We start from the raw sequence: 25,109 nt of genomic DNA, 5'->3' as shown, positions 1-25,109 counted from the left end.
GCGGATGTGAGCATGTGGCAGGGACATCATGCCGACGCCGCTGAGGTCAAAGCGGATTGGACGCGCGACATGCCGACATGATTGCCGCGGCGGCCTCGTTGCTCTGGGCGCCCGAGAGCTGCCGCACGAGGCAGACGTAATAGCCCTTGCTCGATGCGTTCAACAGGGAATCGCCATTGACCACGAGCCAGTTGCAGGCCGAACGGATGTACTGGACGGCAAGCGCCGATCTCGTATCGCGGATTGCGGACAGCTCGCATTGCGCCTGCTTTTCCATGTCGGTTTGCGCGACGGCCGATCCGGAGAATGAAAGAACCGCTGCGGCAACGACAACGCCGGTGAGAACTTGCAATAGCGCGCGAGCGCGTCGCTTGATCCTGACGTCATTGGGATGATCGAGAACGCTGGAAACGAGCCTCACGGGGCACCCTGGAGATCGGCGAAGCCGTCGATTGCGGCTCAGCTTGAGCAGTGCACCAAGTCTATGGCCGAAATCTCGACGCTGGCAAGGCGCGAGCCGGCAATCCATCGCTCGCGAAACCTCGCTGTATTTTGCCGCTTGTCCGTCGGCAATGTGGATGCTTCCGGAATCGAAAAGGCCGGACGCTCCCTCCTGCGCCCGGCCTTCGCCGACGAAGTCGCTATAGAGCCTACTTCGTCACCTGACCGCGGATCTCGCCGCCCGGGTTGGCCGCGGTGTGAATGTTGACGTAGAGCTTGCCGGCCAGGAGATCGGCGGCCTGCGCGTCGGTGAGCGTCGCCGAGCCCTCGACCGGGCTGCTGGCTGCGCCGGGGATCGGGACCGCGACACCGGCGTTCTTGCCGGCCTCGGCAGGGCCGTGGAAATGGGCGGCGGTGGCGGGACCGGAGAGGCCCGAATAGGTGACCTTCCAGGAAAGCTTCTTGGTGGCGGCGTCATAGTTGAGATCGGCCGTTCCGGTGCCGCTGGTGGTGGTGGCAGGCACCTCGGACTTGCCGTCCAGCACAGCCTTCAGTTTCTCCGCACTTGCCGAGCCTGCGAACGCGACGGCGGCTCCGAATGCCAGCGTGGCAAAAAGGGCTTTGTTCATGGGTCTCTCCCTGTTGACATCTGATTGCTGTCGACTAGCAAACAGTGCGCTTCCGAGTTTATTCCCGCATTCCGATCACACCATCTAAATTATTCGTGGCTGGAGCGGGTACGGGATGATCCGTAAGTTCGCCCGAGCTCGATGGAACGCCTCAATGTTGCGACGAACAATTCTTGCCGCTCTGCTTGTCGCTGTCGCGGCCCTTGGCGTCTATTGGTGGCTGACGGCACCGGCTGCGTTCGCCGTGCCGCTGCCGCCCCGTGCGCCTGATCTCGCCAACGGACAGGAAATCTTCAACGTCGGCGGCTGCTCGTCCTGCCATGCCGTGCCCAACCAGCCCGATCGCCTTCGGCTCGGCGGTGGCCTGCCGCTCGGCTCGCCATTCGGCACGTTCTACGCGCCCAATATTTCTTCCGATGCCGCCGACGGCATCGGGCGCTGGAGCGAGGCGGATTTCGTCAATGCCGTGCTGAACGGTGTTTCGCCGCAGGAGACGCATTACTTCCCGGCGTTTCCCTACACCTCATACCATCTTGCGAAGGTCGACGACGTTCGCGATCTCTTCGCCTATCTGAAGACGCTGCCCGCGGTCGCGGGCAAGGTGCGCGATCATGACGTCCCCTTTCCCTTCAACATTCGCCGCAATGTCGGCATCTGGAAATTGCTGTTCATGAACACCAGCCCGTTCGTGCCGGATGCGACGCGCTCGGCGCAATGGAATCGCGGCGCCTATCTCGTCAACGGCTTCGGTCATTGCGCCGAATGCCACAGCCCGCGCAATTTTCTCGGCGGCATCATCACGGCGCAGCGGTTTGCCGGCGGCCCCAATCCCGAAGGCGAGGGCTGGGTGCCGAACATCACGCAAAAGGGCATCGGCACGTGGAGCGAGAAGGACATCGCCGATTTCCTCGAAACCGGCGACATGCCCGAAGGCGACAGCGCGTCCGGCGCGATGCGGCCGGTGATCAAGAATCTGGCGCGGTTGACGGCTGAGGATCGCGCCGCGATGGCGGCCTACCTGAAGTCGCTGCCGCCGGTCGATGGGCCGCCGCCGCCCAAGCGCGTCAAATCGGAGTAGCTAGCTCGCGCCGAACGCCTTGAAGGTGATGATGGTGAGGGTGTCCTGGATGCCGGGCAGCACCTGCACCTTCTCGTTGATGAAGTGGCCGATGTCGGTGTCCTTGTCGACGTAGAACTTCACCAGCAGGTCGTAATGGCCGGCCGTGGAGTAGATCTCGGAGGCGATCTCGGCTTCGGCGAGCGCGTTGGCGACCGTGTAGGACTGGCCGAGCTTGCATTTGATCTGGACGAAAAAGGGAACCATTGCAGTCACTCCGAAGGCATAATCTGCGGCTAATAGGCCAAAACCGGCTGGATTTAGCAAGCAAACTTGCCGGCTGCCGGGATAAGCCGCCCTGCGCGCTGCCTTACGACGTCGCCACCGCAGCGGCAAATGCGTCCCTGAGCCGCTGCGCGAGCTCGGCCTTGCGATAGGGCTTGGTCAGGACGATCGCTTGCGCATGCGCGCGACCCTGCTCGACCAGGGTCTCCAGCGCGTAGCCCGAGGTGAACAGGACCGGCAGGCCGGGGCGAAGCCGCCGGGCATGGTCGGCGAGCTCCCAGCCGCTCATGCCGCCCGGCATCACGATGTCGGTGAACAGCATGTCGATGTTGGGATCGGTGCGTAGCCGCTGCATGGCCTCCTTGCCGTTGACGGCGGCGACGACGCGATAGCCGAGTGCCTCCACCCTTTGAATGACCGAGGTGCGAACAAACGGATCGTCCTCCGCGATCAGGATCGTCTCGTGCCCTCTCGGCGCGGCCACCTCGCTCTCCAGCACGTCGGCCAGGGATTGTCCGCCGCCGGTGCGCGGCAAATAGATCCGGACCGTCGTTCCCAGGCCTATCTCGCTATAGATCGAGAGATGGCCGTCGGATTGCTTGGCGAAGCCATAGACCATGCTGAGGCCGAGGCCCGAGCCCTTGCCGACTTCCTTGGTGGTGAAGAACGGCTCGAACGCGTGCTCGATGACCTCCGGCGTCATGCCTTCGCCGTCGTCGGTGACGGAGATCAGGGCATAGCTGCCGGCCGCCACTTCCGGATGGAGCACGCGGTAGTCCTCGTCGATTGCAGCGAACTCCGTGCTCAGCGTCAGATGCCCTCCGGCCGGCATCGCGTCCTGCGCGTTCAGCACAAGGTTCAGCACGGCGGATTCGAGCTGGGCGCGGTCCGCAAAGGCCTGGATCTTGCCGGGCCCGGAGGCCGTCCTGATCTCGATGTTCTCGCGCAGGGTGCGCTTGAACAGCTTGTTCATGGACTCCAGCAGCTCGCGGCAATCGATCTCCTGCGGCTGGAGCAGCTGGCGGCGGCTGAACGCCAGCAGTCTCTGCGTCAGCTCGGCGCCTCGTTCGCCCGACTCGCAGATGTCGTCGGCAAACCGCCGCAGGTCGGGGCGGGCCCTGAGCTGTTCGCTCAGAAGTTCGGCGTTGCCGATGATGACGGTCAGGAGATTGTTGAAATCGTGGGCGATGCCGCCTGAGAGCTGGCCGACCGTCTCCATCTTCTGCGCCTGCTGAAGCTGCTGCTCGGTGAGCTTGCGCGCGGTCAAATCGTGGACGATTCCGACGTAGATCAGATCGCCGTCCTGCCACGCCTGGCCCACCGACAGATTCATCGGAAAGGTCGATCCGTCCTTGCGCAGGCCGACGGATTCCCCGGTTGCGAAGCGCCGCGCATGACCCGTGGATGAGGGCCTCTCCGCGTTGGACATCAGCATGCCGATGTCGAGATTCATGACCTCGTCGGCGCGATAGCCGAACAACCGTTCGCAGGCCGGATTGAACAGGAGAATGCGGGCTTGCGCGTCGAACAGGATGGCGCCGTCGACCGCGGTCTCGACGACGGCGGAGAGGCGCGTCATGCTCTCGCGCAGCGCGCGCTGGGCTTCACGGACCTGCCCGAGCAGCTGGGCTGTATCCCGGCTCTTGATTTTCTCCTCTGCGAGCGCGGCCTGGACCTGCCGGAGCTCGAACGGAGAGGGGATCGTCAGGATCTTCGGCAACAGCGGCCAGAGCGCGCCGGCGGTGACGACGGAGGCAACCGCCGTCGCCGCCTTGACCAAGCCCTCGATACCGTAGATCGGGACCCAGAGCGTGTAGATCGACAGCACATGGGTCAGGCCGCACGCCATGATGAAGACCGCGAACGCCCAGTAGAGCCAGCCGAACTGGAGATCGCGCCGCTTGGTGACGAGGATCGTCAGCGCGAACGGGATCGAGAAATAGGCAGCGGCGATGAGGGCGTCGGAGACGACATGGAGCCAGATCAGTTCGGGCTCCCACAACAGGCAGATGCCGTGCGGTGAAAACATCGACGAGTCGAGCAGACGTTGGAAGTAGGCCCACATGATTCCACCCGAGAGGGTTCCGGGCCTGGGGCGGCCCGCAACGTTGGTGTCGCTGGAAGGTTCCAGCACCAACGTCTCACTCATCGATGTGAACGCCAAGGGCCAAGGCCGCATCAAGGCTATGTTTTGCAGCCTGTGCACGATTGCGGCTCGACAATGCCGCGCCCAATCGCCACCTGATTCGCCGGCGCGAGCGTCGGTGCCGGGAATCACGGCTGCCGCGGCCGGTCCGGCTTGCTGGCGTTTCCTGGTCGCGCTAGGACAGGCCATGGCGATGTTAGTATCAAGCGAATGGATCCGGCGATGACGACACCCGTGGCGCTCACCATCGCAGGCTCCGATTCGAGCGGCGGCGCCGGCATCCAGGCCGACCTGAAGACCTTTGCCGCGCTCGGCGTCTACGGCGCCTCCGCCATCACGGCCTTGACGGCGCAGAACACCAAAGGCGTCACCGGCATTCACGCGGTGCCCGCCGGGTTCGTCACCGCGCAGATCGACGCGGTATTCTCCGATCTCGACGTCGGCGCGGTGAAGATCGGCATGGTGGCGCAGGCGGCCAGCATCGATGCGATCGCGGCCGCGTTGTCGCGCTGGGCGCCCCGGCACGTCGTGCTCGATCCCGTGATGGTCGCGACCTCCGGCGATCGCCTGCTGGCCTCGGAGGCCGTGGACGCGTTGCGCACGAAACTGATGCCGCTGGCCTCGGTGATCACGCCCAACCTGCCGGAGGCCGCCGCGCTGCTCGACGCGCCGGTCGCGCGCGGCGAGGCCGAGATCGAAAGCCAGGGGCACCGCCTGCTCGCGCTCGGTTGTCGCGCGGTCCTGATCAAGGGCGGGCACGGGGAGGGCGCCGAGAGCATCGACTATCTCGTGAGTTCAGCGGGGACGATCGCGCTCGCGGCTCCCCGCGTGGCCACCAAAAATACCCATGGCACCGGCTGCTCGCTGTCCTCGGCGGTCGCAGCGGGCCTCGCCAGGGGCGAGGACCTCGAGCGCGCGGTGCGCAATGCCAAGGCCTGGATCAGCGCGGCGATCGCCGCCGCCGACCGCTTCAGCGTCGGCCACGGCTACGGGCCGATCCATCATTTCCACAAATTTTACTGACGCGGGCTTTGCGCGGCGCGACGGCCGCGCCCGTTAACCAATAAGGCCATGGGCTTCCGGGCTTTTGCGGGCAACCATTGCGGCGCCATGTCGCCTGATTGTCGCATGCGACTGATATTCGCGGGGGGAGCGAGGCGAGGCGTGATTCGTATCTGAGGGTGCCTCAAAGGTTCAATTGGTCATCCCCCTGTCACGGGACATTGTTACAGGCTGTCGCATGGGAAGTTACGATGTGAGTGACGAGAGCCCTGAAAGGCGCTTTCGCACGTTGTTCATCTCCGACGTTCATCTCGGAGCCCGGGGTTCACAAGCCGACCTTCTGCTGGACTTCCTGCGTTACCACGACGCCGATACGATCTATCTGGTCGGCGACATCGTCGACGGCTGGGCGCTGAAATCGAGCTGGCACTGGCCGCAATCGCATAACGACCTGGTCCAGAAGCTTTTGCGCAAGGCGCGCAAGGGCGCCAAGGTCATCTACATTCCCGGCAATCACGACGAATTCCTGCGCAACTATTACGGCACGCATTTCGGCGGCATCGACGTGGTCGAGAACACCGTCCACACCGGTGCGGACGGCAAGCGCTATCTCGTCATCCACGGCGACATCTTCGACCTCGTGGTCCAGAACGCGCGCTGGCTCGCCCATCTCGGCGACAAGGCCTACGACTTCGCGATCCAGATGAATCGCTTCGTCAACTTCTTCCGCCGCCTGTTCGGTGTGCCCTACTGGTCGCTGTCGCAATGGGCCAAGCAGAAGGTCAAGAATGCCGTCAACTATATCGGCGCGTTCGAGCAGGCGCTCGCTGCCGAGGCGCGGCGTCACGACGCCGACGGCGTGATCTGCGGCCATATCCACTACGCCGTGATCCGCGACGAGGGCGGTATCCGCTACATGAACTGCGGCGATTGGGTGGAGAGCTGCACCGCGCTGGTCGAGCATGACGACGGCCATTTCGAGATCATCACCTGGGCGGATCAACTGCAAAAGGCAGTTCCGGTCGCGCCGGTGGCGGCAAGGGCCGCTTGATGCGCATCCTGGTCGCGACCGACGCCTGGCACCCGCAAGTCAATGGTGTGGTTCGGACGCTGACCAAGCTCGCTGACGCCGCCAAGGGGCTCGGCGTCGAGTTCACGTTCCTGACGCCGCAATCGTTCCGCACCTTCGCGATGCCGAGCTATCGCGACGTCCGGCTGGCGATGCCGCGGCCGGCGAAGATCGCGAAGCTGATCGCGGAAGCCCGTCCCGACAGCATCCATATTGCGACGGAAGGGCCGATCGGCCTGATGGTCCGCCGCTATTGCCGCCAGCGCAAGCTGCCGTTCACGACCAGCTTCCACACCCGCTTCCCCGAATATGTCCGCGCCCGGGTGCCGGTTCCGGAATCCCTGATCTGGCGGGCGCTGCGCCGTTTCCACGGGGCAAGCCGGGCCGTGATGGCGGCCACGCCGGCGCTGGCCCGCGAGCTCGGTGAGCGCGGCTTTGCCAATGTCGTGCTGTGGCCGCGCGGCGTCGACACCAGCCTGTTCCATCCCCGCGCCATCGATCTCTGCCTGCCCGCGCCGGTGTTCCTCTCGGTCGGCCGGGTCGCAGTGGAGAAGAATCTCGAAGCGTTCCTCGACCTCGACCTGCCCGGCACCAAGGTGATCGTCGGCGACGGCCCGGCGCGCGCCGCGCTGGAGGAGGCTTATCCCGACGCGATCTTCCTGGGGCAAAAGCACGGCGAGGAACTGGCGGACATCTATGCGGCGGCCGATGTCTTCGTGTTTCCCAGCAAGACCGACACGTTCGGCCTGGTCCTGCTCGAGGCGCTGGCGAGCGGCCTGCCGGTCGCGGCCTTCCCGGTGAAGGGACCCGGCGACGTGATCGGCGATGCGCCGGTCGGCGCCCTCGATCAGGATTTGCGCAGCGCCTGCTTTGCCGCGCTCGACGTCTCCCGGCAGGCCTGCGTCGAATTCGCCGCTGGCTATACCTGGGAGGCCTCGGCGAAGGCCTTCGTCGACAGTATTTGGGCGGTCGGCGCGGTGCTGCCCGGCCGGAACGGTGCGGAACAGTCGCGCTTCGTCGCCTGAACAGGAAGAATCCTCGCGCGGAGGTGTCTTGCCCGCGCCTCATCTGCCGCGATAACATCGGCCATGACCGAACAGCCCCTTCCGATCGGCCCCGCCGATATCGATGCCGCAGCACGCGTGATCGCGCCCTTCGCCATCCGCACCCCGCTGTTGTCCTTTCCCGTGCTCAACGAGCGCGTTGGCGCAAAGGTCTTCCTGAAGCCGGAGATGCTCCAGCGCACCGGCTCCTTCAAGTTCCGCGGCGCCTTCAACAAGGTCGCCTCGATCCCGCAGGACAAGCGCGCGGGCGGCGTGGTCGCGTTCTCCTCCGGCAACCATGCCCAGGGTGTGGCGGCGGCGGCCAAGATCCTCGACATGCACGCGACCATCGTGATGCCGGCCGACGCGCCGCTGTCGAAGCGCGAGCGCACCAAGTCCTACGGCGCGGAGGTCGTGCTGTATGACCGCGACCGCGACGACCGCGAGGCGATCTCGCGGGGCATCGCCGAAAAGCGCGGCGCGACACTGGTCAGGCCCTACGACGATCCTTTCGTGATCGCCGGCCAGGGCACCGCCGGCCGCGAGATCGCGGAGGACATGGCGAGCCTCGGCATTGCGCCCGACATCGTGGTGGCGCCAGCCTCCGGCGGCGGTCTGATCGCCGGCGTCGCAACGGCGGTGAAGGCGCGCTACCCGCTGGCCCAGATTGTCGTGGCCGAGCCCGAGGCGTTCGACGATCACAACCTTTCGCTGACCGCAGGCCATCGCGAGCCGCATGCGCCCGCGGGCCGCACCATCTGCGACGCGCTGATGGCGCTGATCCCCGGCGAGATGACGTTTGCGATCAACAGCAAGCTGCTCGCGCGCGGCGTCACCGCATCCGACAAGGAAGTCGGCGCCGCGGTGGCGTTCGCCTATCGCGAGCTGAAGCTGGTGGTCGAGCCCGGCGGCGCCGTCGGCCTCGCCGCGCTGCTGGCGGGGCGCCTCGACGTCGCCGGCAAGAACGTCGTCATCGTGCTCTCCGGCGGCAATGTCGATGCCGATCTGTTCTCCGAACTGGTGGCCTGATTTTTTCAGGGGGCTGTTACTGCAGCGTAGCCTCGTTCTAGAGACCCGCGAGGGCCAAGTAGAGATTATCGATGAGCCGACGTATTCGTTCGGCTCTGCGGATAATCTGCGAAAGTACGATACGGAAATCCGTCTTGATCGCGCGAATCTATCTTCCGTTCACGGAGTGAGAGCCAACGGGAAGTGGTCCGCGGTATTCGGAGCCAGTGGAGGGTGTTCTGGCGTCCATCAACACTCCGCCGTCGAAGTGGACCGTCGTCTGTATCTTGCGGTGGGCGATCAAGTAGTCTGTTTGAACCTCGTGACGGGCTTAACGGAGTGGTCACGACGCGTTGATCCGGCGACATGTTTCGGAGCCTATTGGGACTGCCTTCACGAAGCGCTCATATCCCACGGTGAACTGCAGATTTCTCGTCTGTCCCTTGCGGGCGACGAGATTTGGAGTGCTGACGGTGCGGACATTTTCTCGGAGGGGTTCAGGTGCCTGAGTAACGGCATTGAGGTCATCGATTTCAATCGTTCGGTGTACCTGTTTGATTATCGAAGCGGTGCGCTTCTCGCAGGATAGTGGTTTGCCGCGAATATGAAGAAGGGGCAGAGCGTCGCCGCTCTGCCCCTTTGTCGTGTGTGCGCTGTCCGTGCGATCAGTGCATGAAGCCGCGGTGATTGTTGCCGCTGCCCATGGAGGGCGCCTGGTTCATCGACTGGCGGAAGTTGTTGCCGCCGTTGTTGACGATGCGGTTGCTCGTGTTGAACTGCGGGCGGTTGTTCTGCTGGTTGTTTTGGACTTGCACCTTGTTCACCGGGTTGTTGTTAAGCTTCACGATGCCGGTGTTGCCGTTGTTGACGCGGATCGGGTTGGTCTGCGTCTGAACCGGCTTCACGTCGACAGTCGTGCCACCCTTGCCGACAATCACCGGCATGCTCACGATCTTGCCAGGAGTGCCGTTGGTTGTGCCGTTAGTCGTGCCGGCATTGTTGCCGCTGTTCTGCGTAGTGTTGGTCGGCGGCAGCGTCACGATCTTGCCGGTGCCGCCATTGTTCGTCGTGGTGGTCGGCGCGGGCAGGGTGACGATCTTGCCCGGGGTCTGCGACGGCTTGCCGTTCTGCTGGTTCGGCTGGTTGTTGCCCGCCGGCAGGTTGACGATCTGGCCGCCATTGCCGAGCTTGCCGATGACGTTGTTGTCGCCCGGCTTCTGCACCACCGGCAAATTGCCGTTGATCTGCGCGCCGCCATTGCCCTGCTGCACCAGCGGCATGTATTTGGGCTGGCCGAGATTGCCGATCTTGAAGGTCGGGTTGATGTTCTGCGGGGCCAGGAACTTCGTCGCCTGCATCAGCGGGATCAGCTTCGGCTGCGCTGCGAGCTTCAGCGCGGACACGGCATAGGGGCTGTTGCCGTAGCTGTCGTAGAAGGTCTGGTAGCCGAGCGGCGAGTTCGCGAGCACCGCCTTGTGCCAGGCCTGCGAGATCAGCAGGTTGGAGAGCAGCCAGCGGATGTGATCGCACAGCGGGTCGTGCGGATACATCTGGATGAACTCCTGATAGTATTCGGGGCGGCCTTCGGACAGCACGTAGTCATAGGCCTGACGCGTCGAACGGCTCGGCAGGTTGGACGCCATCTGCACCACCGGCGCATTCACCGGCGCGCGGCTGGCGGCAACCGCGGTGTCGCCGAAGAAGGTGAAGTCCGAGGTCAGCGACGAGCTTTCCCACGGAATCTGCGCGCCGCTGGTGGTCTGGTTCACCGCGAGACGCACGCGCTTGAACAGCTGCTCGATCGGCACGTTGGGCTCGCGTGCGACGTTCAGGAAGGCCTGCGTGTAGGGGCTGTGGCCGCCGGTGCCATCCAGCGCTTCCGTACCCGGCGCCGTCGAGTAACCGACGATCGAGCCGTTCGGCGCATCGACGATGGCGAGGCCCCGGCCGGCGTCGTTCACGGTCGGGAACGGATTGTTGCGGCAGGCATCGAGGATGACGATGCGCACGCGACTCGGAATCGTCTCCAGCGTCGACATCACGTCGACCAGGCGAACCGAGTTGTTGACGAGCTCGGTCGGGTTCGACACCTTCGCATCGACGGGAACGAGGTAGTTCTCGCCGGCGAGCTGCACGCCGTGACCGGCATAATAGACCATCGCAACGGTGTTCGGGCCGCGCGCGGCGACCTTGGCGGAGAAGTCCTGCACCACGCGGAGCATGTCGTTCTGGGTGAGGTCGGTTGCGGCGACCACCTCGAAGCCGGCCGAATTCAGGAACTGCGCCATCGACTGCGCGTCATTGTCGGGGTTTTCGAGCTGCGGCGCGTTCCGGTAGTTGGAATTGCCGATCACCAGCGCCACCCGCTGCTCCGGGCCTTGCAGCGCCGTCGGCGCGGCCGGCTCGACAGGGGCCACTTGCGCGGAAACGGGGCCGCAGGCGAAGCCGACCAGGCTTCCGAGCAGGCCGGCATACATCAGGAAAGGCTTTAGGCGGAACATGGCGTGCTCCTTTGGCACTCATCTCGATGCGAGATTGGTTGCGAGCAAGCTTGGCCGCGTTCGAGCCCGGGGTCCGTGATCGCGGTCACCATGCTAGGCTGCGTGATCTGAATCACGCTGGAACCTGCTATGGTTAGCGCGCGCTTGCCGACCGCGCTGCTTTCGCCGGCCAAAGACATGTCAGTAGGGATGGTCCGTCACATGCTGAAATCGATCGATCCGATCCTCACGCCCGATCTGCTCTGGCTGCTCGCCTCCATGGGCCATGGCGACGACCTCGTGGTCGTCGACGCCAATCATCCGGCGACACACATCGCCCGGACGACGTCGTCGCAGCGCCTGATCCAGTTGCCGGGCATGCGCATGGAGACCGCCATGCGCGCCATCATGACGCTCTATCCGCTCGACGATTTCGATCCCGATCCGGTGCGCGTGATGATGCCCGTCGACGATCCCGACCGCGTCCCCGACGTGCAGCGCGCGGTGCTGGCAGAAATCGAACGCGCAGCCGGTTGCCCTGTAACTCCCGGCAAGCTCGCGCGCGCGGATTTTTATCGCGCGGCTGCTGCGGGTTTTGGCGTGGTGCAGGTCGGCGACAGCAGGGGGTATGGGTGCTTCTTGATCAGGAAGGGTGTGATCAGCTAACGGAAGTCGTGTGCGGCTGTGAAGCCTTGCACTTGAATTTGAATAGCCTTCCCGCAAGCGACTATCTATGGTCGATTCATGTCACGCTTTCTGTGTCTATCTGTTGCTATCATTCTGTCACTGTTGTCGATCACCGCATCAGCCGCCCCGGTCAAGAAACGGCAGGCGCAAGCCTGGCATGGCTACGGCTTCCTGCCGGGCTATCGCCAGCCGCTCAGCAACAGCATTCCGCTTTACAAGCAGAAGGAAGCGATGCGGCGGCTGTCGCGCAGCGACCGGCGTCATTGGTATATCGACCCGGTCCCCCAATATTACGGCTGGGATGGCGAATGGCGCTATTTCGGCCGCCCCGGCTTCGGCGGCGGCCGCTACAACGGCGGCAGCTTCGGTCCATGCTGGACGCGGACACCGATCGGCGCGGTCTGGAACTGCGGGTGATCGGCTTCGTCATCGCGAGCCAATGGGTCGCGCGCAGCGCGGCCCGATGAAAGACTCCGCGAAGCAATCCAGAGTCTTGTTGCGGAGGGATGCTGGATTGCTTCGCTACGCTCGCAATGACGAGAGTGAGCGGCGTGCGCCATCTATCACCGTCACCCTGAGGTGCGCGCTCTGCGGCGCGAATGCGCCGTGGAGCAAGCCTCGAAGGGCGACGGCCCGGCTGCATCGCGGCCGTGCATCCTTCGAGGCTCGGCTTGCAATGCTTTCGCATCGCAAGCCTCGCGCCTCAGGATGACGGGACTGGAAGCTGCGCTCGCCTTACGAGAAGAACGCGATCTTCTCGGCTTGGGTCATGCGGCGGAGCGGGGCGAGGGGATCGTTGGCGGCGGCGCGGGGCCTTTGCAGCATGCCGCTGGCGAGGATGCTGGCGCCGAGCGACGGCTCGGGCATGAACGACGGCATGGGCGACGGCATCGGCAGCGTTGCGACTGGAGCCATCTCCGGTGCCGGATGCTCCATCACCTCGGCGGCGGCCTCGGCAATGGCGTTGGTGAGGCGCGCGAGCGATTCCATCGCGATCGGCGCGTCCGCGGCGGGCGCTTCYGCGATCGGGGCTGCGGCCGGCTCCGGCGCGATCGGCTCCGGCAGCTCGGCGGCCATCGGCGCTGCGACCTCCGCAACAATCGGTTCCGGAATTGGCGTGGCCATCTCGGTGGTCATCTCGACGGGCTCGACGATCTCGTCGAACTCCGGATCGGGCGCCGCCATCTCCATCGCGATCCGCTCGAGCACGGCTTCGTCCTCGGCCTCCGCGGCGGCATCGAACGAGAGCTCGTCCGTCATCTCCGCGACGGCGGCGATCTCCGGCGCGATAGCGGCGTCGATCGCTTGCTCGGCAGCGACGAGCGCAACACCAGATTCCGGCTCTGGAGCTGCCGCGATGTCCTGCGGCTCCTCCGCAAATGCCACCGGCGCTTCGCTCGCCATCGCCGCGGGCGCAACCTCCGCAGGCGGAGCTTCCGCGACGGACGGCGGCGCCTCCTGCACCGGAGCCGGCGCGGGCCGCACCGCCGCCTGCGGCGCTGCGTCGCTATCGGCGTCGGTCTGGTCGATCCGCTCCTTCAAGAGATCGAAGGCGGCCTTGAGCTCTTCGCGCGGGTCGATGATCGAAACCTGGGCGCAGGCCGCCTCGATGGCCGAGAGCTGCGAATCAATCAGGTCGCAGATTCGCCCGTCGGCGCCGATCTCGCGCCAGCGCCACGAGATCTCCTTGATGATGCGGACGCCGCGCTGGATCGGCCCGACGCTCGCCTCGATCGCGGAGGGGTCGAACGCCGCGATCGCGATGGTCTCGGCCTCCCGGATCGCGCGGCGGATCTCGACCAGCGCCTCGGGCAGGCGGTCCTCGACGACGGGTTGTCGCTGTGCGGCAAGGGTTTCCTCGATTTTCGCGACCGCGTCGAGCACCATGGCCGTGTCGGCATTGCGGTTTCGCTTGGCGTATTCGCCGAGGAACCAGCGGCCGCGCGCGGTCTCCATGAAGGCTTCGCGGATCGCGTCGTAGTCCTGCTCGTTCGGCTCGGCCGCGCGGGCAGACATAGGCGAGAGGGCAAATGCTTCAGAGGCCATGTCAATCTCGTCGCGCAAATCACTGCGCGTTAAGCTAACGATCACCACGATATCGACCGAATCGCAATTGGTTTGATGGCAAGCGAATCACAAATCCCCATCGCAGCGTCCGAAAAGCAGCGATTCGCGGTGCGGCTGGCGCTGTTCTATTCGGCGGTGTTCGCGGTCTCCGGCACGCATCTGCCGTTCTTTCCGGTCTGGCTGAAGGCGGTCGGCATCGACGCGGCCTGGATCGGCATCATCAGCGCGCTGCCGGGGATCACGCGGTTCACCACGCTGCCTTACGCCACCGCGCTTGCCGAAAAGCGCCATGCGATTCGCGCCGGCATCATGGTTTCGGTGTTTGCGACGGCGGTGGGGTTTGCGCTGCTCGGCTTGCAGCACCAGCCGCTGGCGCTGCTCCTGATCTATGCGCTGACCTGCATCATGTGGACGCCGGTGGTCCCGCTGACGGATGCGTACGCGCTGCGCGGCGTCGTTCGCTACGGCTTCGACTACGGGCCGGTGCGGCTGTGGGGCTCGGCAGCCTTCGCCGCCGGCTCACTCGCCTGCGGCTATCTCGTCGACAGCATCGCCACGCGCGAGCTGATCTGGGTCATCGTCGCCTGGGCCGTCGTGGCGGCCATCGCCGGCCTGCTGCTCCAGCCGCTCGACGATGTCAGGCGCAGGACCGCGGAGACGCCCGCCGGCAACGCCCTGCTGCGCGATGCCGGGTTCTGGGCCGTCATCCTCGCGGCCGCGCTGATCCAGGGCAGTCATGCCGCCTATTACTCGTTTTCGGCGATCAGCTGGCAGGCCCATGGTCTCGGCGGGCTCACGATCGCGGGCCTCTGGACGCTGGGTGTGATCGCCGAGATCGTCGTCTTCGCGCTGTCGCCGCGCTTCTCTCTGCATCCGTCGTCGCTGATGGCGATCGGCGGCGCGAGTGCCGTGGTGCGCTGGATCGTCACCGCGCATGATCCGCCGCTCGCGCTGCTCGCGGTGGTGCAATTGGGGCACGGCCTCAGCTTCGGCCTCACCATCATCGGCACCATGACCCTGCTGGTGCAGCGCGTGCCCTCGCATCAGATCGCGCGCGGGCAGGGCTACTATGCCGCGTCTAGCGGGCTGTTGGGCGCGGTGACCTCGATCGCGTCGGGCGCGATCTACGCGCAGATCGGCGAGGGCGTGTACTACGTGATGGCCGCGATGGCAGGCCTGGGCAGCCTCCTGATCTGGTCGGCGCGGCATCGGCTGAAAACTCAGCCCCAGAGCGAGGCGTCCGGCGGATAGACCAGGCTGTCGTCATAACGCAGCCCGTGCTCGCGGTCGCGCGCCAGCAGGAGCGGACCGTCGAGATCGACGAAGCGTGCCTGCGGCGTCACCAGCATCGCCGGCGCCATCGACAGCGAGGTTGCGACCATGCAGCCGATCATGATCTCGAAGCCGAGCGCCTGCGCCGCGTCAGCCATGGCGAGCGCCTCGGTGAGGCCGCCGGTCTTGTCGAGCTTGATGTTCACGGCGTCGTAGCGGTCGCGCAGCGGCGCGAGCGAGTTGCGGTCGTGCACGCTCTCGTCGGCGCAGACCGCGAGCGGCCGTTTGATCCGCGCCAGCGCGTCGTCCTTGCCGGCCGGCAGCGGCTGCTCGACCAGGGTGACGCCGGCGGCGTCGCAGGCGGCGAGGTTGTGCGCCAGATTGGCCTCGGTCCAGGCCTCGTTGGCGTCCACGATCAGCTCCGATTCGGGGGCGGCCTTCCGGACGGCTGCGATCCTGGCGTCGTCGCCCGCGCCGCCGAGCTTGATCTTGAGCAGCGGCCGGTGCGCAGCCCTGGCGGTCGCGGCCGCCATCGCCTCGGGGGTGCCCAGCGAGATGGTGTAGGCCGTGGTGCGCTCGCCCGGAACCGGGCGGTCCAGCAGGTTCCAGGCTCGCAACCCCGCCGCCTTGGCCTCCAGGTCGATCAGGGCGCAATCCAGCGCGTTGCGGGCCGCGCCCGGCGGCATGGCGGCTTGCAGGGCCTGCCTCGTCAGCCCGCCCGCGACGGCCGCCTGCATGGCCTCAATGGCCGCAAGGGTCGCCTCGGGGGTCTCGCCATAGCGGGGATAGGGCACGCACTCGCCGCGGCCGGTCAGGCCGTCCCGGCGGACCTCGGCCACCACGGTCACGGCCTCGGTCTTGGCGCCCCGGCTGATGGTGAAGCTGCCGGCGATCGGGAAGCGCTCGATTCGCCCAGCCAGTGCTGGAACTTTGCTGGAAGTCATTTTGAACTCTGGCGAAATCTGAACCTGCTAGTTACCTCTAGCAACTAACAATGGCCAGTTGGGGATACCTTTCCAGGTAAGGGCGCGTGCGCAACCATTTGATTTTATCCGTTTCTTGCGCCTCGGCGCGGGAGCGGACATCTTGAGCGGCGATCCGAAGCTGGAGCGGATTGCCAAGGGCAACGCGCTGGCACTCTGCGCCACCGGGACCTGGACCGCGAGTTTCGCCCCGGTCCTGGAGCGGATGGTCGCCGACGCCGAGAAGCTCGCCGGCGGCTCGCAAAGCATCTTCATCGACGTCTCCGAGGTCGCCAAGCTCGACACGTTCGGGGCCTGGCTGATCGAGCGGCTGCGCCGCAGCCTGACGCAAGGCGCGGTCGAGGCGCAGATCGCAGGGCTCTCGGCCAATTATTCGAGCCTCGTCGACGAGGTGCGGCGGGTCAGTGCGACGCCCGTCATCGACAGCAGCACGATCACCATCACCGGCATGCTGGAGCAGATCGGCCGCGCCGTGTCCGGCGTTGCCGGCACCGTCGCAGGCCTGATCGACATGCTCGGCGCGGTGCTCGCGGCGGGTTTTCGCGTGCTGATCCATCCGCGTTCGCTCCGCCTGACCTCGACGGTGCACCATCTCGAGCAGGTCTGCTGGCGCGCGGTGCCGATCATCGTGCTGATCACCTTCCTGATCGGCTGCATCATCGCCCAGCAGGGCATCTTCCATTTCCGCCGCTTCGGCGCCGACATCTTCGTCGTCGACATGCTGGGCGTGCTGGTGCTGCGCGAGATCGGCGTCCTGCTGGTCGCGATCATGGTCGCGGGCCGTTCGGGCAGCGCCTACACCGCCGAGCTCGGCTCGATGAAGATGCGCGAGGAGATCGACGCGCTGCGCACCATGGGCTTCGACCCGATCGAGGTCCTGGTGCTGCCGCGCATGCTGGCGCTGGTGCTGGCGCTGCCGATCCTGGCCTTCCTCGGCGCGATGGCGGCGCTCTATGGCGGCGGGCTGGTGGCCTGGCTCTATGGCGGCGTCGAACCCGAAGCCTTCCTGCTGCGCCTGCGCGACGCCATCTCGATCGACCATTTCATCGTCGGCATGGTCAAGGCGCCGGTGATGGCGGCCGTGATCGGCATCGTCGCCTGCGTCGAGGGGCTCGCGGTCCAGGGCAGCGCGGAATCGCTCGGACAGCACACCACCTCGTCGGTGGTGAAGGGCATCTTCTTCGTCATTGTCATGGACGGCGTGTTCGCCATCTTCTTCGCATCGATCGGAATGTGATGATGGCGCAAGAGATCAAGAACGTGGTTCAGGATCCCATCATCCGCGTCCGCGACATCACCGTGCAGTTCGGCGCGACGCGCGTGCTCGACGGGCTCAACCTCGACGTCAAGCGCGGCGAGATTTTGGGCTTTGTCGGCCCTTCAGGCGCGGGCAAATCGGTGCTGACACGCACCATCATCGGTCTGGTGCCGAAGGTCGCAGGCTCCATCGAGGTGTTCGGCGTCGACCTGGATTCCTCCAGCACATCGCAGCGCCGCAACGTCGAGCGGCGCTGGGGCGTGCTGTTCCAGCAGGGCGCGCTGTTCTCCTCGCTGACCGTGCGGCAGAACATCCAGTTTCCGATGCGCGAATATCTCAGGGTGTCGCAGCGGCTGATGGACGAGATCACCATGGCCAAGCTCACCATGGTCGGCCTCAAGCCCGAAGTGGCCGAGCGCTTTCCGTCGGAACTGTCCGGCGGCATGATCAAGCGCGTGGCGCTGGCGCGCGCCCTGTCGCTCGATCCGGACCTCGTCTTCCTCGACGAGCCGACCTCCGGTCTCGACCCGATCGGCGCCGGCGATTTCGACGAGCTGGTCAGGACGCTCCAGCGCACTTTGGGCCTGACCGTTTTCATGGTAACGCACGACCTCGACAGCCTTTACACCGCTTGCGACCGGATCGCCGTTTTAGGGAACGGTAAGATCATTGCGGCAGGGTCGATCGCCGACATGCAGGCCTCGCAGCATCCCTGGCTGAGGCAGTATTTCCATGGCAAGCGCGCCCGCGCGGTCATGGGCTGAGTGGTAGCCGGAGTAGCTGATGGAAACGCGGGCGAATTACGTGCTGATCGGGTCGTTCACGCTGGCGGTCATCGCCGCGGCGATCGGCTTCGTGCTGTGGTTCCAGTCGCTGCACACCACCAAGCAGCGCAGCCCCCTGCGCGTCGTGTTCGAGGGCCCGGCGGCGGGCCTGCGCAACGGCGGCAGTGTCAATTTCAACGGTATCCGGGTGGGTGAGGTGGTTTCGGTGAAGCTCGATAACCCGCGGCGGGTTGTCGCACTCGCCATGGTCGAGAACAACGCCCCGATCCGCAAGGACACCCTCGTCGGTCTCGAATTCCAGGGCCTCACCGGCGTCGCCGCGATCTCGCTCAAGGGTGGCGAGGAGACAGCGCCGGCCCCGCCGCTCGACGAGGACGGCATCCCGACGCTGACGGCGGATCCCAACAAGCTCCAGGACGTCACCGAGGCGATCCGCGGCACGCTCCAGAACATCAACAAGCTCGTCGCCGACAATCAGGAGTCGGTGAAGAACTCGCTGAAGAATCTCGAGGCCTTCACCAATTCGCTCGCCCGCAATTCCGAGAAGATCGACGGCGTGATGGCCAAGGTCGACGGCGTCATGCTCAAGGCCGACAATCTCATGCTCGGCCTCAACACGCTGGCCGGCGGCAAGGACGGCGGCGAGCTGTTCCAGGCGGTGAAATCGATCCGTGAGCTGGCCGACGATTTCGACAAGCGCTCCGGCGCATTGATGTCCGACGGCCGCCGCACGCTCGGTGACATCAGCCGCGCCGTGAACAATTTCGACCGCAACCCGACCCGCGTGCTGTTCGGCGCCAGCAACAGCGCACCAGCCGCCGCGCCGCCGCCGGCCGAGCCGCCGAAGCCGGCGCCCGCGAACGAGCGCAAGCGGCAGTAGCGGGCCAGAGTGCTTCCCCGACGTCGTCCTGGCGAAAGCCAGGACCCATACCGCGAGGTCTATCGGTAGCAGTCGGTCGGAGTACCGGACGACCGGTTTTCGTCAAACTCCTCCCTGGGGTAATGGGTCCTGGCTTTCGCCAGGACGACATCGAATGTGTGGTCGACCGCTTCGTTCCTAGCGACCAGCCTCGTAGCCCGGATGGAGCGCAGCGCAATCCGGGACCTGGCCCCCGCATTCCGCTGCGCTCCATGCGGGCTACGATCGCTTCCTGCAATGACGAACTCAAACAAAAACGGAGGCCGCGAGGCCTCCGTTTTCTTATTCGTCCTTCGCCAGCTGCGTCTCACCCCAGCCGGCCCGCGGCGTGCGCGAGCAGGGTGTAGACCAGGCCCGTCTCCGAGGTCAGGTGGTTGCGCAGCTCCTGCGGGCCGCGGCCGTCGCGGGCGACTTCGTCGAGCAGGCGTTCGAACTCCGCGACGTAGCGGTCGACGGTGCCCTTGAAGTTGCGGTCGGCGCGGTACTTGCGGGCGACCTCGTCGAAGGCCTTCTGGCCGGCGGGCGTGTACAGGCGCTTGGTGAAGGCCTTGTTCTCGCCGCGCTGGTAGCGGTCCCACATCTCGGAGGCGAGGTTGCGGTCCATCAGCCGGCCGATGTCGAGCGACAGCGATTCCAGCGGATTGCCGTTGCCCTGCGGGGCCTGCGGCTGCTGCGGAGCCGCCGGGCGGCCGCGCGGGGCCTCACGTCCATTCGGAACGCTTTGGTTGGCGTCCGTGCGGTTCAGCAGGTCCGACAGCCAGCCGTCGCGGCCCTGGTCGTTGCCGGCGGGCGCGACCGGCGGCGCTTCGGTGCGGCGCGAGGCCGGCATGCCGAGGTCCGGCGGCGGCAGGGTGGAGGCACTGCCGGTGTCGCGCATGCGCGTCTCGGTGACGCGGCCGCCGACGGCTGCCAGCGCTGGCTCTTCATGGCGCTGCACGGTGGCGCGGCTCGTCGAGGAGACGTCGAGGCCGCGGCCGTGCTGGGCCACGATGCGGTTGAGCTCGGCGAGCGCCTCGATCTGGTCGACGATCACCTTGCGCATCTGCGCAGTGCTCTCGGCGGCCTCCTGCGGCATCTCGAGCACGCCGCGGCGCAGCTCGTTGCGGGTGGCTTCGAGCTCGTTGTGCATCTCGAACGCCATCTGTTTCATGCTGGAGACGAGGTTGGTGAACTTCTCGGTCGACTGCTTGAACATCGCATCCGCCTCGTCCGTGGTCTGGCGGTAGATGTCGTGCATGGACTCGACGGTCTGCCGGTGCTCCTCCTCGGACGCCGCGCGCACCGCCTCGAACTGGCGGGTGATCGCGGCCGAGCCGGCGCCGGCGGTCTCCGCGACGACGCGGGCGATGTCGCGGGCGCGCTCTTCGGCGGCGGCCAGCGATTCATCGAGCAGGCCGGTGAAGCGCGACAGCCGCTGGTCGAGATCGGTCGTGCGCAGGTCGATCGTGGTGACGAGCGACTCCAGCGCCTGCTTGCGTTCGGCGAGCGAAGCGGTGGTGTTCTTGTTGCTCTGCTCCACGACCTGGGCGGCCTCGACGAGCGCCTTGCCGTGCGCGTCGAACTGGGTCGACAGCTCGCCGAGATCCTGCAGCGCCTTCGTGGTCTTGCTGTTGAAGACGTTGAGCTGGTCCTCGAGGTTCTGCGTCGCAGCCCCGTTGCGCGAGGTGACGTCGTTCATTGCCGAGACGAAGTCGGCGACGCGCGTCACCAGCGCCCGCTCAAGCGAGTTGAGGTTGTCGTGCGCACCGGTCAGCACCTCCTGGAGCAGGATGTTGCCTTCGCGCAGGCGCTCGAACAGGGCCACCGTGTCGGTGCGCAGGATCTTGCTGGTCTCCTGCATCTCGGTGACGGCCGCGATCGAGACCTGGCGCGACTGGTCGATCGCCGAGCGCGAGGCCTGTTCGAGGTCCTTGAGCGATTTGTTGACCGCGCTGGTGGCGATCTCGCTCGCCGAGTTGATGGTGCGGGCCACTTCGGAGCCGTTGCCCATCATCGTCTGCGAGAACGCCTGGCCGCGGGTCTCGATCGACTTCAGCGCGTCGGAGGTGACGCGATCGATGTCGAGCGTGAGCTGGCTGGTCTTCGAGCCGATCGCATCGACCAGCGCGCCGCGCTTGGAGTCGATCATGTTCGAGAGACGGTCGGACTGCTGCTGCACGTAGGTGACGATCTCGTCGGTCTTGCCGGTCATGGCCTGGCCGAAGCTGCTGCTGGCGGCGAGCACCGAGCGCTCGACGTCGGCCGAGCTCGACTTGACCCGCGAGCTCGCCTCGTTGGAGGCGTTGATCAGCGCGTTCTGGGCGTTGAGCGCGCTGGTCTGGATGTCGTTGGTGGCGTTCGCGGTCGCCGTGCCGAGCGCGCGCTCGATCTCGGTCGAGATCGTGCGGATCTGGCTCGCGGCGTCCGCCGAGGTCGAGGTCAGCGAGGTCTGCGCCTCGCGTGCGCTGTTGAGGATGGTCGAGGCGGTATCGGCGCCGACCGCGGTCAGCGTGCGCTCGATGTCCGTGGTCAGCGACTTGATCTGGCTCGCCGCATCGGTCGAGGCGGAGATCAGCGTGCCCTGGGCCTCGCGCACGCCGCTGGTGAGCGCCTCGATGGTGGCGCCGCCGGCGGTCGCCAGCGCGCGCTGCATCTCGGCCGCCAGCGAGCGGACCTGACCGGTCTGTTCGGCCGAGACCGCGAGCAGGGTGCTCTGGGCGTCGCGGGCGCTGGTCGTGATCGTCTCGGCGGTCATCTGGCCGGCCTGCGAGAGCGAGCGGTGCACCTCGGCCGCGAGCGACTTGACCTGGCTTGCCGCGTCCGAAGACGCCGTGACCAGGGTGCTCTGGGCCTCGCGGGCGCCGGTCATGATGGTCTCGGCCGTCGAGGTGCCTGCCATCGAGAGCGAGCGCTGCACGTCCGAGGACAGCGCCTTGATCTGGTTGGCGGTCTCGGTCGAGGCCGCGATCAGCGTGCCCTGCGCATCGCGGGCGCCGGCGGTGATCGACTCGGCCGTGGCGGAGCCGGCCATCGACAGCGAGCGCTGCACGTCGGCGGTGAGCGTCTTGACATGGTTGGCCGCGTCCGAAGAGGCGGTGACGAGCGTGGTCTGCACCTCGCGAGCGCCGGCCAGGATCGAGGCCGCGGTCGCCGAGCCTGCCGCCGACAGCGTGCGTTCGACGTCGGCCGCGAGGCCCTTGATCTGGTTGGACGCATCGCCGGATGCGGCGACCAGGGTCGACTGCGCCTCACGGGCGCTGGTCAGGATCGAGTTGGCCGCGCCGGTGCCCACCGCGGTGAGCGCGCTCTCGACCTCGGCCGAGGTCATCTTGAGCTGGGCGTTGACGTCGGAGGAGACCGTCATCAGCGACTGCTGGGCGGTGCGCGCGCCGGTCTGGATCGTCTCGCTGGTGTTGACGACCAGGTTGGTGAGCGAACGCTCGGCGTCCTCGACATGCGAGCGGATCGCAGTGGAGATCATTTCGGCGCGGGACATCATGTCTTCGCTGGCCTGGCGTCCGCTGCTCTCGATGCGGCCGGCGACGGCCTCGACACGCGAGCCGAGCAGGTCTTCGAATTGCGCCACGCGCACGTCGATGTCGTTGGCGACCGAGCCCACCTTGGTCTCGATGGCCTGGTGGATGTCCTGGAAGCGCGCCGTGACCGTGTCGGTCAGATGCATGCTGCGGCCGTCGATGATCTCGGTGACGCCGGTGATGCGGCGGTCGACCGCCTCGATCGCCTGCGCGGTGCCGTCCGTGAGCGTCGAGGTCAGGAGCGTGAGGCGCGTGTCGATCGACTGCACGGCCTGCGAGGCGCCGTTCGTCACCGCGGTGGTCAGGTAGGTGAGGCGGGTGTCGATGGACTCGAGCGCCTGCGCCGCGCCGCCGGTGAGCGTGTTCGTGAGATGCGTCAGACGCGTGTCGATCGACTGGATCGTCTGCGATGCGCCGTCGGTCAGCGAATTCGTCAGGTGGGTGAGGCGGGAGTCGACCGACTGGATCGCCTGGGCGGCACCGTCGGTCAGCGTGGTGGCGAGCGTGTTGAGGCGTCCGTCGATGGTGTCGGTCACGGACTGCGCGCGGGTGTCGAACGACTGTTCGAGCGCGGCGACGCGGCCGACGAGCTGCTCGTCGAAGGTCTTGATGTGGCCTTCGATCGTGCCGTCCAGGCTGGCGATCTTGCCGTTCAGCGAGGCGTCGAGGTTGGTGACGCGTTCGCCGATCGTGGTCTCGAACTGCACCAGGCGCTGGTCGAGCGCGCCGGTGATCTGGCCGCCGTGCGAGGTGAAGCGGGTGTCGAAATTGTCGACATAGGTCTTCAGCGTCTCGGCGATGTCCTGCGTGCGCTGGCCCATGCGCTCGACGATCTCGCCGCCGAAGGTCTTCACGGTGCGGTCGAACTCGGAGATGTGGCGGGTGATCAGCGCGCCCAGCGTGCCGGAATCGCGGGCGAACTTCTCGACCAGCTCGGAGCCCTGGTTCTTCACCAGCTCGTCGAACGCACTCATCTGGAGCGACAGCGAGTCGTGCGCGGTCTCGGTCTGGCTGACGACCTTGGCGACCAGAGTGTTGACGGTGGCGTCGAGCGCTTCGCTCGCCTTGTCTCCGGAGGTCATGATATGGCCGGCGAGCCGGTTGCCGGCGTCGTCGATCTTGGCGGAGAGGTCGTTGGAGCGCAGCTCGAGCTCGAGCAGCAGCGAGTCCGACGAGTTCTTCAGGCTGTCGTGCACCTGCTCGGTGCGCTCGGAGATGCCGTCGACGATCGCGGCGGAGCGCTGCTCGAACTCGCCAGTGATGCGGTCGATGCGCTCGTTCAGCATCTCGTGGACGCGGTCGGCGAGATCGACGAACTCGTCGTGGACGTGGCCGGTCTTGAAGTTGAGGCTGGTGGTCAGCCGCTCGCTGGCGTCGAGCACGGCGCGCGTGGTCTCGTTGCTGGCTTCCTCGAGGCGGTCGAGCAGGTCGCCGCCGCGCTCGCCGAGCGCGAGGATCATGTTGTCGCCGGCGTTGCTCAGCGCGCCCGTGATGTGGGCGCCGCGCTCTTCGAGAGCGCCGGTGATGCTCTTGGCGACCTCGTCGACGCGCGAGGCGATCGCATCCGAGATCAGCGCGATGTCGTGGCGCAGGTCGATCTGCACGCCGGAGATGGCGCTGCGGACCTGCTCGGCCTGGCCGACCAGATTGTCGCGCTGATGCGCGATGTCCTGAAGCAGGGCGCGGATGCGCACTTCATTGTCGGAATAGGCGCGTTCCAGCGCCGCAACCTCGTTGGCGACCAGCGTCTCGAGCTCGCCGGCGCGCGCGATCGCGCGCTCGATGCCGTCGCCCATCGCCGCGACCTCGCGGCGGATGGCCTGGCCGACGGTGACCATGGAATCGGAGGCCGAGCCTTCCGGCTCGGAGAAGCGGATTGCGACCTGCGCCATGGCCTGCGCGATCATGCGCATTTCCTGGCCGCGCCAGACCAGGCTCGCCAGGAAGTAGAACAGCATGATGGGCGCGAAGAACATCGCGACCAGACCGGCGATGACGAGCACGCCGCCGCTCTGGCCCATGGCGGCCTGGATCGAGGGCAGGAAGCCGACGGACAGCGCGGCGCAGGCTGCGAGCCAGATGCCGGCGAAGATGGTGGCGAAGGTGTAGACGCTGCGGGCAGGGCGGCCCTTCTGAAGCGCCTGGAGCAGCTGGCCGATGGTCTCGCGGTCGTCATTGGCGGCGCGGCGCGAGGTCCGGGGCTCCTCGATCGGATCGAACACCGCCCGCTCGTTGGCGGCGGGACGCGGCTCGAAGGACGGTTCGTCGTCGAACAAGGGAGGCGCCGGCGGCGCGACCGAGGGCGCCGTCTCGTTGCGCATCGACGCGTTGCGACTGGTATCCGCGGCGGTGTCGCTGATGTTCAGGGCTTCCTGGATCGCAGAAAGCGCAACTTCTGTCGGGTCTTTGACCTTTTTCGGAGTGTTCGCCATGTTCAGTCCGAGCCCTCGTTACTTGTACGCG

The 25,109-nt window shown here is 66.2% G+C and carries 19 protein-coding genes; 11 read left to right on the top strand and 8 right to left on the bottom strand.

Going from position 1 to position 25,109, the window contains the following annotated elements; translation table 11 throughout:
• Positions 1–46: 46 nt before the first annotated feature.
• Both ACXJMY_RS25540 and ACXJMY_RS25535 read right to left on the bottom strand, forming a co-directional pair.
• Complete coding sequence (locus ACXJMY_RS25540; RefSeq protein WP_456622110.1) at positions 47–421, bottom strand: VF_A0006 family four-cysteine protein; 375 nt, start codon at positions 419–421, stop codon at positions 47–49.
• Positions 422–650: 229 nt separating this feature from the next.
• Entirely contained in the window at positions 651–1,070 is a 420-nt protein-coding gene (locus ACXJMY_RS25535) for a CHRD domain-containing protein (RefSeq protein WP_456622109.1), read from the bottom strand.
• Positions 1,071–1,224: 154 nt separating this feature from the next.
• Here ACXJMY_RS25535 and ACXJMY_RS25530 point away from each other — a divergent pair, with 154 nt between their 5' ends.
• The gene (locus ACXJMY_RS25530; RefSeq protein ID WP_456622108.1) at positions 1,225–2,148 is read left to right on the top strand and encodes a c-type cytochrome; all 924 of its coding nucleotides are present in this window, start codon (positions 1,225–1,227) and stop codon (positions 2,146–2,148) included.
• Here ACXJMY_RS25530 and ACXJMY_RS25525 read toward each other — a convergent pair whose 3' ends face one another.
• Complete coding sequence (locus ACXJMY_RS25525) at positions 2,149–2,394, bottom strand: Lrp/AsnC ligand binding domain-containing protein (RefSeq protein ID WP_014493934.1); 246 nt, start codon at positions 2,392–2,394, stop codon at positions 2,149–2,151.
• A gap of 103 nt (positions 2,395–2,497) precedes the next feature.
• Positions 2,498–4,561 carry a PAS domain S-box protein gene (locus ACXJMY_RS25520; protein ID WP_456622107.1) on the bottom strand — a complete coding sequence of 688 codons (2,064 nt, stop codon included), beginning with the start codon at positions 4,559–4,561 and terminating at the stop codon, positions 2,498–2,500.
• Between the two features lie 219 nt (positions 4,562–4,780).
• Between ACXJMY_RS25520 and thiD the strand changes: the two genes are divergently transcribed.
• The 4 genes from thiD to ACXJMY_RS25500 all read left to right on the top strand — a co-directional run bounded on the left by thiD (position 4,781) and on the right by ACXJMY_RS25500 (position 8,701).
• Positions 4,781–5,581 carry a bifunctional hydroxymethylpyrimidine kinase/phosphomethylpyrimidine kinase gene (thiD, locus tag ACXJMY_RS25515; protein WP_456622106.1) on the top strand — a complete coding sequence of 267 codons (801 nt, stop codon included), beginning with the start codon at positions 4,781–4,783 and terminating at the stop codon, positions 5,579–5,581.
• A 217-nt stretch (positions 5,582–5,798) separates the two neighbouring features.
• Complete coding sequence (locus ACXJMY_RS25510) at positions 5,799–6,611, top strand: UDP-2,3-diacylglucosamine diphosphatase (RefSeq protein ID WP_456622105.1); 813 nt, start codon at positions 5,799–5,801, stop codon at positions 6,609–6,611.
• Positions 6,611–7,654: a glycosyltransferase family 4 protein gene (locus tag ACXJMY_RS25505; protein WP_456622104.1), complete on the top strand. Its 1,044-nt coding sequence runs from the start codon at positions 6,611–6,613 to the stop codon at positions 7,652–7,654. Before ACXJMY_RS25510 ends, ACXJMY_RS25505 begins: the two co-directional genes overlap by 1 nt.
• A 63-nt stretch (positions 7,655–7,717) precedes the next feature.
• Positions 7,718–8,701, top strand: a complete 984-nt coding sequence (locus ACXJMY_RS25500) for a threonine/serine dehydratase (RefSeq protein WP_456622103.1) — start codon at positions 7,718–7,720, stop codon at positions 8,699–8,701.
• A gap of 644 nt (positions 8,702–9,345) precedes the next feature.
• On the opposite strand, the gene ACXJMY_RS25495 is transcribed toward ACXJMY_RS25500, so the two are convergent.
• Complete coding sequence (locus ACXJMY_RS25495) at positions 9,346–11,181, bottom strand: caspase family protein (protein WP_456622102.1); 1,836 nt, start codon at positions 11,179–11,181, stop codon at positions 9,346–9,348.
• Positions 11,182–11,382: 201 nt separating this feature from the next.
• Between ACXJMY_RS25495 and ACXJMY_RS25490 the strand changes: the two genes are divergently transcribed.
• Entirely contained in the window at positions 11,383–11,826 is a 444-nt protein-coding gene (locus ACXJMY_RS25490) for an RbsD/FucU family protein (RefSeq protein WP_456622101.1), read from the top strand.
• A 78-nt stretch (positions 11,827–11,904) separates the two neighbouring features.
• Positions 11,905–12,264 carry a hypothetical protein gene (locus tag ACXJMY_RS25485; RefSeq protein ID WP_456622100.1) on the top strand — a complete coding sequence of 120 codons (360 nt, stop codon included), beginning with the start codon at positions 11,905–11,907 and terminating at the stop codon, positions 12,262–12,264.
• 318 nt (positions 12,265–12,582) lie between these two features.
• Here ACXJMY_RS25485 and ACXJMY_RS25480 read toward each other — a convergent pair whose 3' ends face one another.
• The gene (locus ACXJMY_RS25480) at positions 12,583–13,893 is read right to left on the bottom strand and encodes a hypothetical protein (RefSeq protein WP_456622099.1); all 1,311 of its coding nucleotides are present in this window, start codon (positions 13,891–13,893) and stop codon (positions 12,583–12,585) included.
• 75 nt (positions 13,894–13,968) lie between these two features.
• Between ACXJMY_RS25480 and ACXJMY_RS25475 the strand changes: the two genes are divergently transcribed.
• Positions 13,969–15,165, top strand: coding sequence for an MFS transporter (locus ACXJMY_RS25475; protein WP_456622098.1), 1,197 nt, complete (start codon positions 13,969–13,971; stop codon positions 15,163–15,165).
• Here the strand turns inward: ACXJMY_RS25475 and dgcA are convergent.
• Positions 15,135–16,130, bottom strand: a complete 996-nt coding sequence (dgcA, locus tag ACXJMY_RS25470; protein WP_456622097.1) for an N-acetyl-D-Glu racemase DgcA — start codon at positions 16,128–16,130, stop codon at positions 15,135–15,137. The genes ACXJMY_RS25475 and dgcA overlap by 31 nt on opposite strands.
• Positions 16,131–16,272: 142 nt before the next feature.
• Here dgcA and ACXJMY_RS25465 point away from each other — a divergent pair, with 142 nt between their 5' ends.
• Genes ACXJMY_RS25465 through ACXJMY_RS25455 form a run of 3 tightly spaced genes read left to right on the top strand, consistent with a single transcriptional unit; the run spans position 16,273 to position 19,092 of the window.
• Positions 16,273–17,406: an MlaE family ABC transporter permease gene (locus ACXJMY_RS25465; RefSeq protein ID WP_456622096.1), complete on the top strand. Its 1,134-nt coding sequence runs from the start codon at positions 16,273–16,275 to the stop codon at positions 17,404–17,406.
• Between the two features lie 2 nt (positions 17,407–17,408).
• Positions 17,409–18,191: an ABC transporter ATP-binding protein gene (locus ACXJMY_RS25460; protein ID WP_456622095.1), complete on the top strand. Its 783-nt coding sequence runs from the start codon at positions 17,409–17,411 to the stop codon at positions 18,189–18,191.
• A 19-nt stretch (positions 18,192–18,210) separates the two neighbouring features.
• The gene (locus tag ACXJMY_RS25455) at positions 18,211–19,092 is read left to right on the top strand and encodes an MlaD family protein (RefSeq protein WP_456622094.1); all 882 of its coding nucleotides are present in this window, start codon (positions 18,211–18,213) and stop codon (positions 19,090–19,092) included.
• A 346-nt stretch (positions 19,093–19,438) separates the two neighbouring features.
• Here the strand turns inward: ACXJMY_RS25455 and ACXJMY_RS25450 are convergent, their stop codons facing one another.
• Positions 19,439–25,078: an apolipoprotein A-IV repeat region-like domain-containing protein gene (locus ACXJMY_RS25450; RefSeq protein WP_456622093.1), complete on the bottom strand. Its 5,640-nt coding sequence runs from the start codon at positions 25,076–25,078 to the stop codon at positions 19,439–19,441.
• Between the last annotated feature and the right edge of the window lie 31 nt (positions 25,079–25,109).

This window comes from Bradyrhizobium sp. P5_C12 (assembly GCF_054049735.1).
Note: the sequence above shows the minus strand (reverse complement) of the source record. Positions and strands in the feature narration are given on the sequence as shown.